The organism is Rhizobium sp. FG113, from assembly GCF_057809895.1.
This window is the reverse complement of the sequence record NZ_JBMDKV010000012.1, coordinates 38549-51971: the sequence shown is the minus strand read 5'-3', so window position 1 is coordinate 51971 and position 13423 is coordinate 38549. Positions and strand designations below refer to the sequence as shown.

At 63.2% G+C, this 13423-nt stretch carries 12 protein-coding genes and 1 pseudogene; 5 read left to right on the top strand and 8 right to left on the bottom strand.

Annotated elements, in window-relative coordinates; translation table 11 throughout:
• Position 1: 1 nt before the first annotated feature.
• Positions 2 to 562, bottom strand: coding sequence for a 16S rRNA (guanine(966)-N(2))-methyltransferase RsmD (rsmD, locus tag ACODTZ_RS23520; protein ID WP_112944550.1), 561 nt, complete (start codon positions 560 to 562; stop codon positions 2 to 4).
• Complete coding sequence (locus ACODTZ_RS23515) at positions 543 to 2630, bottom strand: pseudouridine synthase (protein WP_489028538.1); 2088 nt, start codon at positions 2628 to 2630, stop codon at positions 543 to 545. Before ACODTZ_RS23515 ends, rsmD begins: the two co-directional genes overlap by 20 nt.
• Before the next feature lie 89 nt (positions 2631 to 2719).
• Here ACODTZ_RS23515 and ACODTZ_RS23510 point away from each other — a divergent pair, with 89 nt between their 5' ends.
• Positions 2720 to 3151 (top strand): nucleoside deaminase, encoded by a 432-nt coding sequence (locus ACODTZ_RS23510; RefSeq protein WP_489028722.1) that lies wholly within the window; start codon positions 2720 to 2722, stop codon positions 3149 to 3151.
• 265 nt (positions 3152 to 3416) lie between these two features.
• On the opposite strand, the gene ACODTZ_RS23505 is transcribed toward ACODTZ_RS23510, so the two are convergent.
• A complete protein-coding gene (locus tag ACODTZ_RS23505; protein WP_413394510.1) occupies positions 3417 to 4046 on the bottom strand; it encodes a hypothetical protein in 630 nt (209 codons plus the stop codon).
• Between the two features lie 137 nt (positions 4047 to 4183).
• Positions 4184 to 7084, bottom strand: a complete 2901-nt coding sequence (gene ileS, locus ACODTZ_RS23500; RefSeq protein WP_489028536.1) for an isoleucine--tRNA ligase — start codon at positions 7082 to 7084, stop codon at positions 4184 to 4186.
• 309 nt (positions 7085 to 7393) lie between these two features.
• On the opposite strand from ileS, the gene ACODTZ_RS23495 reads away from it, so the two are divergent.
• Together ACODTZ_RS23495 and ACODTZ_RS23490 are read left to right on the top strand one after the other, a co-directional pair.
• Positions 7394 to 7807, top strand: coding sequence for an Xre family toxin-antitoxin system antitoxin (locus ACODTZ_RS23495; protein WP_047508153.1), 414 nt, complete (start codon positions 7394 to 7396; stop codon positions 7805 to 7807).
• Between the two features lie 2 nt (positions 7808 to 7809).
• Complete coding sequence (locus ACODTZ_RS23490) at positions 7810 to 8247, top strand: RES family NAD+ phosphorylase (protein WP_489028533.1); 438 nt, start codon at positions 7810 to 7812, stop codon at positions 8245 to 8247.
• Positions 8248 to 8300: 53 nt separating this feature from the next.
• On the opposite strand, the gene mctP is transcribed toward ACODTZ_RS23490, so the two are convergent.
• Both mctP and ACODTZ_RS23480 read right to left on the bottom strand, forming a co-directional pair.
• On the bottom strand, positions 8301 to 9776 hold the full coding sequence (mctP, locus tag ACODTZ_RS23485; RefSeq protein WP_489028531.1) for a monocarboxylate uptake permease MctP: 1476 nt from the start codon (positions 9774 to 9776) through the stop codon (positions 8301 to 8303).
• A complete protein-coding gene (locus ACODTZ_RS23480; protein WP_018898575.1) occupies positions 9766 to 9963 on the bottom strand; it encodes a DUF3311 domain-containing protein in 198 nt (65 codons plus the stop codon). The genes mctP and ACODTZ_RS23480 overlap by 11 nt, the downstream gene beginning before the upstream one ends.
• A gap of 573 nt (positions 9964 to 10536) precedes the next feature.
• Between ACODTZ_RS23480 and ACODTZ_RS23475 the strand changes: the two are divergent.
• Both ACODTZ_RS23475 and ACODTZ_RS23470 read left to right on the top strand, forming a co-directional pair.
• Positions 10537 to 10701, top strand: a pseudogene (locus ACODTZ_RS23475) (EamA family transporter); the annotation flags it as partial.
• Between the two features lie 62 nt (positions 10702 to 10763).
• Positions 10764 to 11438 carry a DMT family transporter gene (locus ACODTZ_RS23470; RefSeq protein WP_489028529.1) on the top strand — a complete coding sequence of 225 codons (675 nt, stop codon included), beginning with the start codon at positions 10764 to 10766 and terminating at the stop codon, positions 11436 to 11438.
• A 4-nt stretch (positions 11439 to 11442) separates the two neighbouring features.
• On the opposite strand, the gene ACODTZ_RS23465 is transcribed toward ACODTZ_RS23470, so the two are convergent.
• Together ACODTZ_RS23465 and ACODTZ_RS23460 are read right to left on the bottom strand one after the other, a co-directional pair.
• Positions 11443 to 12429: a bifunctional riboflavin kinase/FAD synthetase gene (locus tag ACODTZ_RS23465; protein ID WP_489028527.1), complete on the bottom strand. Its 987-nt coding sequence runs from the start codon at positions 12427 to 12429 to the stop codon at positions 11443 to 11445.
• A gap of 52 nt (positions 12430 to 12481) precedes the next feature.
• A complete protein-coding gene (locus ACODTZ_RS23460) occupies positions 12482 to 13330 on the bottom strand; it encodes a TIGR01459 family HAD-type hydrolase (RefSeq protein WP_489028525.1) in 849 nt (282 codons plus the stop codon).
• Positions 13331 to 13423: the final 93 nt, after the last annotated feature.

Genomic DNA, 13423 nt, shown 5'->3' with positions numbered 1-13423 from the left:
CCTATTCAGGCTGGTAGCGGTAGAAATGCACCCTGGTATCGCCGAAAATCCGGCTTTCCAGGAACAGATAGGAAGGATCGACCGAAACGGCAACGTCAGCGCGCTCCTCGAGCACGGCAATCGCGCCCGGAAACAGCCAACCACCCCTCGCGGCCGCGGCCATCGCCTTTTCGCCGAGACCCTTGCCATAGGGCGGGTCGGCGAAGAGGAACTGGAACGGCTCAAGATTGCCGACGCTGCCGAGATCGGTCGCGTCGCGCCTCAGGATACGCGTCTTGCCGTGCAGGCCGAGCGCATCGATGTTTTCCCAGAGCAGGCCCCTGCCCTCGACGCTGTTTTCAACGAAGAGCGCATGGCGACAGCCGCGCGAGACGGCTTCCAGACCGACGGCGCCGGTGCCGGCGAAGAGATCGAGTATCCGGGTGCCATCGACGCATTCCGGATAGGCATGGCTCAGAATATTGAACAGGCTCTCACGCGTCCGGTCGGCAGTCGGCCGGATGTCGTTGGATTTAGGCACGGCGAGCGACCGTCCGCGAAACTCACCGCCGACGATCCGCACCGCGTCCTATTCCCTTGCCCTTAGGTCCACCACGAGACGGCCCGCCCGAGGGCTTGCCACCGCCACCGGGACGATCGCCCGAAGGCTTGCCCGAAAAACTCTTCGCACCCGGCTTGGAGCCGCCAGGCTTGCCGCCAAAGCTCTTGCCGCGCGGCCCGTCACCACGCGGTTTTTCGCCGAAGGGCCGGTCGCCTCTCGGGCGCTCGCCCTGGGGACGGTCGCCACGTGGCCGGTCGCCATACGAACGTTCGCCGGCCGGACGCTCGGAGCGAGCCTCGCCGGAGAAACGGTTCGCGCGGGGACGATCATCGCCCTCTTCGCGCGGACGGCGCGGCTTGTCGCCGAACGGCCGATCACCACGTGGGGGACGATCGCCGAAGGAACGCGGACGGTCGTCGCCGTCTTCACGCGGACGCCGGTCGCCGCGAGGCTTTCCTGCGAATGGGCGGTCGCCTGTCGGCCTGTCACCACGGGGAGGACGATCACCAAAAGGCCGATCGCCGCGTGGTGGGCGGTCGCCGAAGGAGCGCGGACGGTCGCCATCCTCGCGCGGCTTGCGCTCGCCGCGAGGCTTGTCGCCAAAGGGGCGGTCGCCACGGGGTGGGCGATCACCATAAGGCCGGTCGCCGCGTGCCGTGCGGTCGCCGCCGGAGCGGTCACCACGATCTCCGAAGGAGCGGTCGCCACGGGGACGGTCACCGAAGCCGCGGTCGCCGCGCTTGCGGTCGTCGTCGCGGCTCACATCGCTGGAGCGGATCCATTCGCCCTCTTCGTCGCGGGCGCGGTTGATCTGCACGCGCGGGCCTTCGTCGTAGCTTGTCGGCTGCGGCTTGGAACGGCCGGGCTTTTCGCCACGGCGGAGCGCCGTCTGGGCGTTCTTCTCGGCCTTGGCGGCTGCCTTTTCGCCGAGCGGACGGGCGCCGGGCGCCATCCACACATTGGCGTTGCGGCGGCTGCCGAGCGCCGGGCGCTTCGGGACTTCGTCCTTGCGGTCGCCACCACGGCTTGGGCCACGGTCACGATCACCGCCACGACGGTCATCGCGTTTATCATCGCGCTTGGTGTCGAGGCGGCTCAGCGCGCGTTCGCGCTTGTCTTCCGGCTTCCACGAACGCTCGCGGCGCTCGGGCCTGGCGTCGGCCTCTTCTTCCTCGGCCACAGCGGGCGCGTTGTAGATCGGCGCGTCGAAATTGGCCTTGGCGTCCTCAATCAGGCGCGGGCCGAGCTGGTCGCGCAGGGTGCGGCCACGCACTTCGATCACCGCCCGCTCGGGGATATCGCCGAGCTGGAACGGGCCGTAGGAGATGCGGATCAGACGGTTGACGTCGAGACCGAGCGCGCCGAGCACGTTCTTGATTTCGCGATTCTTGCCTTCGCGCAGGCCCATGGTGAGCCAAACGTTGGAGCCCTGCACCTTGTCGAGCGTCGCTTCGATGGCGCCGTAGAGCACGCCGTCGACGGCGATGCCGTCCTTCAGCTTGTCGAGCGCTTCCTGGTCGATCTCGCCGTGGGCGCGCACGCGGTAGCGGCGCAGCCAACCGGTCGTCGGCAGTTCCAGCGCGCGGGCAAGGCCGCCATCGTTGGTAAGTAGCAGCAGACCTTCAGTGTTGATGTCGAGGCGGCCGATCGACATGACGCGCGGCAGATCATCCGGCAGGTTGTCGAATACGGTCGGGCGGCCTTCCGGATCGGCGTTGGTGGTCACCAGGCCGGCGGGCTTGTGGTAGAGCCACAGGCGGGTGCGCTCGATGCCGCGTATCGGCATGCCATCGACTTCGATCTTGTCGGTCAGCGTGACGTTGACGACGGGCGTGTCCAGCGGCTTTCCGTTCAGCGTGACGCGGCCATCGAGGATCATGCGCTCGATATCGCGACGCGAGGCAACGCCGGCGCGCGCCATCACCTTGGAGATGCGTTCCGCCTTGCTGTCGCTCGTCACGTCGGACACGGCATCCGCCTTGTCAGCCGATTTTGCGAACTTCCTTGCGGGCTTCTCGCCCGATTTCGCGCCGGTATCGCGCGGGGATGGCTTGCCACCCGGCCGTTTTGGCTTGTCTTTGAATGTCATTTGTTGTTTGCCTGCCTTTTGGGGCCTTCTATCAGTTCGCGCCCCTGCGGTTAAGTGGAAATTGTCGGATCGTGAAGACAAATCAATTTATGGAGCTGGCGCTTGAGGAGGCGCGTGCCGCGGGCGCGCGCGGCGAGGTGCCGATCGGCGCTGTCGTCGTCCTCGACGGCACCGTGATTGCCTCATCCGGCAACCGCACCCGCGAGCTCAACGACATCACCGCGCATGCCGAAGTGGCCGCCATCCGTATGGCCTGCGAGGCGCTTGGCCAGGAGCGGCTGGCGGGGGCAGACCTCTATGTGACGCTCGAGCCCTGCACAATGTGCGCGGCGGCGATCTCGTTCGCCCGCATCCGCCGGCTATATTATGGGGCGGAAGATCCGAAGGGTGGTGCGGTGGACAGCGGGGTGCGGTTTTACGCGCAACCGACATGTCATCATGCGCCGGAGGTGTATTCCGGGATGAGCGAAGTGCAGGCGGCGGAGATCTTGCGGGGGTTCTTTCAGGGGAAGCGGGATTAGGGACTATGGATAGGTTGTGCCCTGGGGTACCCCCCTCTGCCCTGCCGGGCATCTCCCCCACAGGTGGGGAGATTGGCTAGGAGCATCCGCTCGCTCCACGTTGATTGTTTGGCGTAAACCTCACCGCAAGTCGATCTCCCCCCTTGTGGGGGAGATGTCCGGCAGGACAGAGGGGGGTGCCACACGGAACCACGCCAGCGTCACTGCCGTAACGAAGAATCATAGCCTAGAAAACGCAGCTTTCGCTACCGCCCAGCCCTAAACCTTACTGCAGCAGGTTCCACCACTGCTTGCCGGAGCCGGCGACAGCGGCGTCCTTTTTCTTCTTCTTCATCTTCTTCAGCTCAGGCTCACCGAGATCGTCGAGCTTGGTGGGGTCGTCGACCTGGCGGTATTCGGTCGGCGGGTCGGAGATGTAGCGGCGCTGGTCGATATAGGCGCCCTTCTGGATGGCGCGGGCTTCGCGGAAGGCCTTGGCCTGGGCTTCCGTCGTGCGGCGGCCGCCTTCGACCTCGTTGTTGGCGAGCGGCGACTGGTAGCCGGACTTGTCGCTGTTCTCGTCGGCTTCCTTGACGAGGCGGGCGCGGGTTTCCTCAGGCGATTCGACCCACTGCGGATTGTCCTTGCTGGCGATCGATTGCTGCGGCGCGACGAGGTTTTCCTTGTCGCCAGCCTTCGGAACCACAAGGCCCGGACGCGGATTGTACTTCACGCCCTTGTTCTTGGGCTCGGTGCCGGTCAGCGAGGTGGATTGGCCAAGGTCATCGGTCAGCTGCTCGAATGCGGTCTTGTCCGTGCCGTAGCGGGGGCCGCTCGTGCAGCTTGACATCATCGCAGTGCCTGCCATCGCAACAGTCAGGCATGCGCCCAAACGGAACCAACGCTTCGATAACATGAAAACCCTTCCAGCCATGCCGGTGCAGTCAATGCTCAACCGGACATCCTCCCCGTGACGGAAAAATCCGGCCAATTTCAGGCAGCTTTTACCGGATGAACCGCGATAGCGCAATTCATCCGGCAACTTTCTTGCGTTTATGCCGCAAGTTCGCGCAATGCGGCAGCATCGCGGGCGGAAACGTCGGGATACTCGGGATCGGAGCCGACATCCGTCGTGATCCGCCACGAGCGGGCGCACTTCTCACCTTCCGCAAGCTTCGGCTCGACGCTGACGCCGGCCACTTCAGCAAGGCGGAAGGCATCCGACGGGCCTTCATTGCCCTCGATGACGACGCCCGAGGTGATGCAGATCTCCTCGAAGTCCTGGCCTTCAAGCGCCTTCAGGAGCTCGGCATCGGCGATGTGAACGACCGGAGCCGCTTCCAGCGAGGAGCCGATGCGCTTGTCCTTGCGCTCGATTTCCAGAGCGCCAGTAACGACCGTACGCACGGCGCGGATCTTCTTCCACTTATCGGCCAGCGCCTCGTTCTTCCAGTTGCCTGGAATCTCGGGGAACTGCTCGAGGTGGACGGAGACGGCACCGGGGTTGCGCGACAGCCATGCCTCTTCCGTCGTAAACGGCAGCATCGGGGCCAGCCAGGTCACCATGCAATCAAAGATGTTGCGGATGACATGCAGCGAGGCGCGGCGGCGCAGGCTCGACGGCGCGTCGCAATAGAGCGCATCCTTGCGGACGTCGAAGTAGAAGGCCGATAGCTCGACATTGGCGAAGTCGATCAGCGCGCGGGCGATCTTCTTGAAATCGAAGGCGTCGTAATTCTCGCGCACCAGCTGGTCGAGCTCGGCCAGACGATGGAGCATCAGCTGCTCCAGCTCCGGCATTTCGGAGACTTCGAAGGTCTCGCCCTTGTCGTGCGCCAGCGTGCCGAGCATCCAGCGGATGGTGTTGCGCAGCTTGCGGTAGGCATCGACATTGGTCTGGATGATTGTCTTGCCGACGCGCAGGTCGTCAGCATAGTCCGAGGTCATGACCCAGAGGCGCAGGATGTCGGCGCCGGCATCCTTCATGATCTCCTGCGGCGAGGTGACGTTGCCCTTGGACTTCGACATCTTCTCGCCCTTCTCGTCCATGGTGAAGCCATGGGTAAGAACGGCGTTGTAAGGCGCGCGGCCACGGGTAGCGGCCGATTCCAAGAGTGACGAGTGGAACCAGCCGCGATGCTGGTCGGAGCCTTCGAGATAGAGATCGGCCGGCCACTTCAGATCAGGGCGGTCTTCCAGCGTAAAGGTGTGGGTCGAGCCACTGTCGAACCAGACATCGAGGATGTCCATGACCTGGGTCCACTTGGCGTGGTCGTGACCGTTGCCGAGGAAGCGATCCTTGGCGCCTTCGGCGAACCAGGCATCGGCGCCCTCGACGTCGAAGGCTTCGAGGATGCGATTGTTGACCTCTTCGTCCTGCAGGACGTTGCCGTCCTCATCGGCGAAGACGCAGATCGGAACGCCCCAGGCGCGCTGGCGCGAGAGAACCCAGTCAGGACGCTGCTCGATCATGGCGCGCAGGCGGTTCTGGCCGGCAGCGGGTACGAAACGGGTATCGTCGATGGCGTTCAGCGCACGGGTGCGCAGCGTCGTGCCGTCCTTGAGGTCCTTGTCCATGTACACGAACCACTGCGGCGTATTGCGGAAGATGATCGGCTTCTTGGAGCGCCAGGAATGCGGATAGGAATGCTTCAGGCGGCCACGGGCAAACAGCGCGTTGCGCTCGATCAACGTCTTGATGACGTGCTCGTTGGCATCGCCCTTCTTGCCGTTGTCGTCCATGACGCGGGCGCCTTCGAAGCCGGGAGCGTCAGCGGTATAGGTGCCGCTGTCGTCGACCGGGAACGGGATGCGGGTGTCGATACCCCTGGCTTCCAGCTCCTTGGCGGAGGACATCCAGGCCTCGAAGTCTTCGCGGCCATGCGAAGGGGCGGTGTGGACGAAGCCGGTACCGGCGTCATCGGTGACGTGGTCGCCGGCAAGCAGCGGGACGGGGAATTCGTAACCGCCGCCGAGGCCCTTGAGCGGGTGGGCGGTCGTGATTGATGCCATCTCGTCGGCAGAGAGGCCACGCAGGCGCTTGAAGGTGAGCTTGGCCTTCTTTGCGGACTCTTCGGCCAGCGCGTCGGCGAAGATCAGCTTCTCGCCAGACTGCGGGCCGAAGTCGTTTTCAGCAGCCGTGATCTCATAGAGACCGTAGGCGACCTTCGGCGAGTAGGCGATGGCGCGGTTGCCGGGGATCGTCCACGGCGTTGTCGTCCAGATGACGACATGGGCATCGGCCAGCTCGCCGGCGCCACCCACGACCGGGAACTTCACCCAGATCATGTCGCTCTCGATGTCGTGGTATTCGACCTCGGCTTCCGCCAGCGCCGTGCGCTCGACCACAGACCACATGATCGGCTTCGAGCCGCGGTAGAGCTGGCCGCTCATGGCGATCTTCAACAGTTCGCCGGCGATGCGGCTTTCGGCGTGGAAGTTCATCGTCAGATACGGATTGTCGAAATCACCCTCGATGCCGAGGCGCTTGAACTCGTCGCCCTGGATCTTGATCCACTTTTCGGCATAGGCGCGGCATTCCTTGCGGAACTCGATCATCGCGTCGGCCTGCTTGAGGTCGGGCTTCGCCTTGCCCTTGGCGCGGTAGTTCTCTTCCTCGATCTTCCACTCGATCGGAAGGCCGTGGCAATCCCAGCCGGGAACATAGTTGGCATCGAAGCCGCGCATCTGGAACGAGCGGTTGATGACGTCCTTGAGGATCTTGTTCAGCGCGTGGCCGATGTGGATGTTGCCGTTGGCATAGGGAGGGCCGTCGTGGAGGACGAATTTCTCGCGGCCGGCGGCGGATGCGCGCAGCTTCTTGTAGAGGCCCATCTCCTGCCAGCGGGCAACCGTCTCCGGCTCCTTCTGCGGCAGGCCGGCGCGCATCGGGAAATCGGTTTCGGGGAGATAGAGGGTCTTGGAGTAATCGATCTTTTCGGCTGTATCGGTCATGTCTGGCAATCGTCTCTTCTAGCGATCGTGCTTTACGCCTCGCAAACGGGCGCAACGGACTTGGAAATATCGTGGCGGCGGAAGCGCTCTGAGGTCGAGCGCCGAAAACCCGGACCTTCCGGCCGCTTAGCGCGCGCGGAAGGCCGGGCCGATAATTCGTATCGTGATCGCCAGCCGGAACTTGTTCATCGCGCCGGTTCATAGGCGCTTTTGGTGGGAAAAGGAAGAGGAGATCGACTGCCGAAAGGCTGCATTTGCAGTCTGGCCATTTGCGCTTATATTTATGGGCAACTGGCACAGGAGGCTTCGATGGTGGCGACAAAGGCAGCCGAGCAGGACGCCATGACAATCCAGGAGCGGCTGAAGATCGCTTCGCACGGCCAAGTGCGCGTCTATGACGGATCGTCGGTGTTCGACCTCACCCAACTCGGCTTCAGCATGGATGAAATCTATCGCCTCGTCGCACCGCGCCGAACGCTGACAAGACGGATCGGAAGTCATCAGCCGCTCACTGTCGAAGAGAATGACAGCGCGCTGCGGCTGGTGCGGATCATGACGATGGCGGAGCGCGTTTTTGGAGATTCCGAAATCGCACGCAGATGGCTCCGCAAGCCCAATCGCGGAATGCAGGGCATCGTCCCGATCGATCTTTTGGAATCGGAGACCGGCGCTCTTCTGGTTGAGCAGGCTCTGCATCAGATCGACTTCGGGATCTACATCTGACGATGTTCCTGTGGCGAATTTCCAATTATGCCGATCTATCCGGACGCGGCGGTCTCGTCGCTCCCGGCCGTTGGCACAATCTTGGAACGCCTGTTGTCTATTGCTGTGACCACCCATCAACGGCCTTGCTTGAAATTCTGGTTCAGATCGATGTTAGCCAGCTTCCCCGGGATTTTCAGCTGCTGAAGATCACTTGCCCCGACGATATCGCTATCACCGACGTCGACGCTGACGACGTGGACCTCAAAGATATCAATCGGACGCGGATGGCTGGTGACCGTCTTCTTCAAGATCAGACCGTTTGCCTCATCCGGGTCACCTCGGCCATCATGCCCGAGGCACGCAACCTGCTGATCAATCCATCGCATTCCAGAGCCGGCGAAATCGTGATCGAAGACGTGAAACGCTATCCTTTCGACAGCCGGCTGCTTCGTTCCTGATGTCACGGTGAAAGGGCCACGGCTCTTCCCGCAGCCCTCCCCCCACAACACGCTCACGCCCGCGCCACAGCCTTGCCCGGCACCACGGCGTTCACCACCACCGCGACGATGATGTTCACCGCCAGCGCCAGTAGCCCGATGTAGATGGTGAACGAGGTCTCGCCCATCGTCACCGGCTGCAGTGGTTTCAACCCGTTGATCCAGACCAGCAGCGTGCCGCCGAAGAAGCCGACGAACCAGCCGGCGAGGAGGCCGGGGGCGCGGAACCAGTTGGTGTAGAGGCCGAAGACCAGGGCCGGCAGCGTCTGCAGGATCCAGATGCCGCCGAGGAGCTGCAGGTCGAGGGCGAACTGGGTTGGGAGGAAGATGATGACCAGAAGCGCGCCGACCTTGACGACCAGCGAGGTCATCTTCGCGACCTTCGCTTCGCCTGCATCCGTCACCTCAGGGTTTACATAGGCCTTCCAGAAGTTGCGGGTGAAGAGATTGGCGGCGCCGATACTCATCACCGCCGCCGGCACCAGAGCGCCGATGGCGATGGCCGCGAAGGCGAAGCCGGCGAACCAGCTGGGGAAGAGCGTCTGAAACAGCGCCGGCACGACATCGTTGGCGCTGTCGAGCTTGAGGCCGGCGGCGTGGCCCATGTAGCCGAGCAGCGCCAAGAGGCCGAGCAGCAGCGTGTAGGCCGGCAGCAGCACCGCGTTCTTGCGGATGGTGTTGCCGCTGTTGGAGGCGAAGATGCCGGTCAGCGTGTGCGGATACATGAAGGCCGCGAGTGCCGAGCCGAGCGCCAGCGTTGCATAGGCCACATACTGGTTGGAGCCGAGCAGCAGGCTGCCGGAGCCCTTGGCCTGGAAGGCGGCGTCGGCGGAAGCGAAGACATTGGCGTAACCGCCGAGCTTCGAGGGGATCAGCGCCACTGCGGCGATCACCACGATATAGATCATGATGTCCTTGACGAAGGCGATCAGCGCCGGCGCCCTGAGGCCCGCCGAATAGGTGTAGAGCGCCAGCACGATGAAAGCGATGGCGAGCGGTACCTCGCCATGCAGGCCAAGCGCCTTCAGCGCCGCCGTCATGCCGACGAGTTGCAGGGCGATATAGGGCATGGTGGCGATGACGCCTGTTGCCGCGACCGCAAGCTCCAGCCCACGCGAGCCATACTGGCCATGGACGACGTCGCCGGCCGTGACATAGCCGAAGTCCCGCGCCCGCTTCCAGAGCACCGGCATGACCATGAAGACGAAGGGGTAGACGACAATCGTATAGGGCAGCGCGAAGAAGCCATAGGCGCCGACGGTATAGACGAGCGCCGGAACGGCGATGACGGTGTAGGCGGTGTAGAAATCGCCACCAACCAGGAACCAGGTGATCCAGGTGCCGAAGGAGCGGCCGCCGAGGCCCCATTCGTCGATATGCGCCATGGTTTCGGGCCGGCGCCAGCGCGAGGCGACGAAGCCCATGACGGTGACGAGGACAAAGAAGAAAATAAAGACGCTGAGCGCCGTGACGTTGAGATCAGTCGTCATTACGCATGCTCCGGTAGGCGATCCAGGTCAGGAAGGCGGTGATCGGCACCCAGAGGAGCTGATACCAATAGAAGAAGGGGAAGCCGAAAAGAACCGGATCGTGAAAATTGTAGAAGGGGACCCAGAGCAGCCCGATATAGGGAATGATGAGCAACCAGCAGGCCGCCGTTCCAAATCTTTTGTCCATGGGGAGAGTGCCTTTCGCGGATCGGGCGCGGCTTATCCGCGTCTTATCAAATAGATGACATTTGCCAGCCGCGCGGCGCGACAAGCATCCCCGCCGCGAAAAAGACACAGTTCGTGAGCGACCGATAGCGAGTTAGGCGCGGAGGTTCCCTCGCCACGCCGCTTTCCTCGGCTACCTTCACATTCAATTCAAACATTGCTAATATACTATAAGTTGATTTCAATCTGACGTTACATGGTTCCAGGCAGTGGCTCGTGGCGAAATCGCCGCGCGCGAAGGGCTGCCTGTTTTCAGCGAGAGGGGCGCGGATGAAACATGTGATCGATAGCGACCGGCGCTATCCCAACAATACCAATTAGCAGATCAAAATAACGGACAGGGTGTTTGAGGGGCGACGCTTGCGGGCGGCGGCGACGGCCGTCGGCCGCAAGCGCTCGATACCCTTATGGCATCCTCGGCTCGATCTCTTTTCGGGAGGGCATGTCGATGGATGATTTTCCATATCATGCGGCGCGCGGCGACATCTTGCCCGGTTTGCGGGCGGCGCATCGCCTGGTCGTGGTCTGAACCGCCATGTCGAAGCGGAGCGCCTATGTCTCGCTGATCCTCGCCGCCGCCTTCTGGGGCTTCGGCAATATCGCGCAAAAGACGGTGCTGACGCATATGGGCCCGCTGTCGGCCACCATGCTGCGCTGCCTGATCGCGGCGCTGGTGATGCTGCCGCTGGCGGTCCTCGAGCGTAACGGGCGCGCAGCACGGGATGGACGCGAAGCATCCTTCGTGTTGCGCTCACTTTCACCGTGGCGATCGCGATCCAGCAGACGGCTTATGTCAACGCCACGGTCGTCAATGCAAGCTTCCTCGTCAACACAGCAACCGTACTCACGCCCGTCGTGGCATGGGTTTCTTTCGGCGAGACGACGCGACGGCTGGGTATCTTCGCCGCCTGCCTGACGCTTGCCGGCATCGGGCTGATGGCCGACGGCATCGGCGGCTTCGCGGCGCTGAACACGGGCGATGTCGCCTGCCTGGTCTCCGCCGTCTTTTATGCGTTCTGGATGGTGCTGCTCGGGCGCCACGCGCGGCGTCATGGCGGGCCGTTCACCTCGGCCTTCGTGCAATTCGCGATCGCCGCGCTGCTCTTGATGCCGGTGGCGCCGGTGCTGGAGCCGCTGACGGGCGAGATGATGTGGCGGGCGGCACCGGAACTGGCGATGCTCGGCATTCTCTCCACCGCGGCCGCGTTTGGGCTGCAGACTTATGCACAGCGCCATGTGCCGGCATCGAAGGCGGCAGTGCTCGTCTCCGGCGAGAGCATATTCGGCGCGATCGGCGCCTGCCTTGTCTTGCTGGAGCGGCCGCCTGTGATGGCCTGCGTCGGGGCGGCGCTGATCTTTCTCTCGATCGTCATCGTGACGATCGAGCCGGAGGATCCGGTGGCGGCATTGCTTCAACGCAATGCGGAAGAGGAATGAAGCCCTAGACGAGACCGCAGAGCTTGCGGTCGAGCTCGCTGATCGGCTGCATACCTGATAGCACCGCCCTCGCCTCTTCCTTGTCGCGGTTCATCTGCTCGACCAGCGGTTCGAGGCCGTCGAACTTCAGTTCCGGGCGCAGGTAGGAGAAGAAGGAGACGGAACAGATCTGGCCATAGAGGTCGCCGGAAAAATCGAAGACGAAGGTCTCGAGCAGCGGCGCGCCATTGTCGGTGACTGTCGGGCGGCGGCCGTAGCTCGCCACCGCGTCGTGCATCGACCCATCCTCGAAGCGGAAGCGGACGGCGTAGATGCCGGGCTTCAGCTCGACCTCGGCTGGAAGGCGCATGTTGGCTGTCGGGAAGCCCAGCTGGCGGCCGAGCTTTTCGCCGCCGATCACCTCGGATTCGACCGTGTAGTGATAGCCGAGCAGGCCGGCAACCTCGCTGACCTCGCCTTCCTTCAACAGCGCGCGGATGCGGCTGGAAGAGACCACGTCGGCGTTCTCGTCGCGGAAGGTGTCGATCAGGGTGACACCGAAGCCGTATTTATTGCCGGCGTCCATGAGGAAGGCCGGACCACCCTCGCGGCCGCGACCGAAATGGAAATCGACGCCGGTCACCACCTCGGATGCGCCCAGCCAATCCTTGAGGATCGAATGGATGAAATCGTCAGCCGAGCGCTGCGAGAATTCACGGTCGAACGGATATTCGATGACCGCGCCGAAGCCCATGGCTTCGAGAATGCGGGCGCGCAGCGGCGCAGGCGTGATGCGGAAAACCGGCTCCTGCGGGCGGAACACGGTGCGCGGATGCGGCTCGAAGGTCAGCACCAGCGCGGGAACGCCACGATCCCGCGCGATCTCCAGCGCCCTTTCCAGAACCGACTGATGGCCGCGATGAACGCCGTCGAAATTGCCGATGGCGATCACGCCGCCGCTGAGGTGATCCGGCAAGGGTTCTCGGGTTTCATTGCGATGGAAGACGGTCATCGGGCAGACTTTACTGATGCTTCGGGCTTACACAAGGTGGTCACAGGGCGGCTCAGGCCAGGCGCGGCATCCACCACCTGGGCGTTGCCTTCTCGCGTTCGAGATAGGCGGTGAGGATCGCCTCGTCGGTCTCGCCGTTCAGCGTGTATTCGGCCGCGTGGATGCCGCCGCTGATATAGAGAAGATCGAGACCGTAATCGAGAGCGCCGCGCACATCCGTCGGCATGCCGTCGCCGATCGCCAGAATGCGGTCCATCTTGAGATCGACGCGCATTTCGCGGGCGACCGAGAGCACGGCGTCATAGATCGGCTTGTGCGGCTTGCCGGCAATGCGGGTCTTGCCGCCGAGCTGATCGTAATAGGCAGCCATGGCGCCGGCGCAGGGGATCATCTTGTGGCCGCGCTCGACGATCAGATCGGGGTTGGCGCAGATCATCGGCACGTCGCGGGCCTGGAAGGCCTTGAGCATGTCGGTGTAATCCTCGGGCGTTTCGGTCTCATCGTCGAAGAAGCCGGTGCAGACGACGCAATCGGCTTCCTCTTCGGAAACGCGGGTGACGCCGATGCCTTCGATGATGGCGATGTCGCGATCCGGACCAAGCAGGAAGACCTTCTTCGGGCCTTCGGCGATCAGGCCACGGGTGACGTCGCCGGAGGTGACGATGCGGTCATAGGCTTCGTCCTGGAAGCCGATGTTGCGGAGCTGATCGACGACGAGCGGCGCGATGCGCGGCGAATTGGTGATCAGGACGACCGTAAGACCGGCTTCGCGCGCGGCCTGCAGGGCTGCGGCGGCCTTCGGAAAGGGCGAGACGCCGTTGTGCAAAACGCCCCACACATCGCAGAACACCGCATCATAGTGGCTGGTGATCTCTGCGAAATTCTCGATGCGCTGCGCCATTTCAAAGTCCCGGTTTTCATTCGATGAGGGCTGACATCGCAAAGCCCCGCCGCGATGGCAAGAAATTTTGCAATGCGGAACGATGAAATTCTT

Coding starts and splice junctions, on each gene's coding strand:
- ACODTZ_RS23515 (WP_489028538.1), bottom strand. CDS start 2,630: ATGACATTCAAAGACAAGCCAAAACGGCCGGGTGGCAAGCCATCCCCG.
- ACODTZ_RS23510 (WP_489028722.1), top strand. CDS start 2,720: ATGGAGCTGGCGCTTGAGGAGGCGCGTGCCGCGGGCGCGCGCGGCGAG.
- ACODTZ_RS23505 (WP_413394510.1), bottom strand. CDS start 4,046: ATGTTATCGAAGCGTTGGTTCCGTTTGGGCGCATGCCTGACTGTTGCG.
- ileS (WP_489028536.1), bottom strand. CDS start 7,084: ATGACCGATACAGCCGAAAAGATCGATTACTCCAAGACCCTCTATCTC.
- ACODTZ_RS23495 (WP_047508153.1), top strand. CDS start 7,394: ATGGTGGCGACAAAGGCAGCCGAGCAGGACGCCATGACAATCCAGGAG.
- ACODTZ_RS23490 (WP_489028533.1), top strand. CDS start 7,810: ATGTTCCTGTGGCGAATTTCCAATTATGCCGATCTATCCGGACGCGGC.
- mctP (WP_489028531.1), bottom strand. CDS start 9,776: ATGACGACTGATCTCAACGTCACGGCGCTCAGCGTCTTTATTTTCTTC.
- ACODTZ_RS23480 (WP_018898575.1), bottom strand. CDS start 9,963: ATGGACAAAAGATTTGGAACGGCGGCCTGCTGGTTGCTCATCATTCCC.
- ACODTZ_RS23465 (WP_489028527.1), bottom strand. CDS start 12,429: ATGACCGTCTTCCATCGCAATGAAACCCGAGAACCCTTGCCGGATCAC.
- ACODTZ_RS23460 (WP_489028525.1), bottom strand. CDS start 13,330: ATGGCGCAGCGCATCGAGAATTTCGCAGAGATCACCAGCCACTATGAT.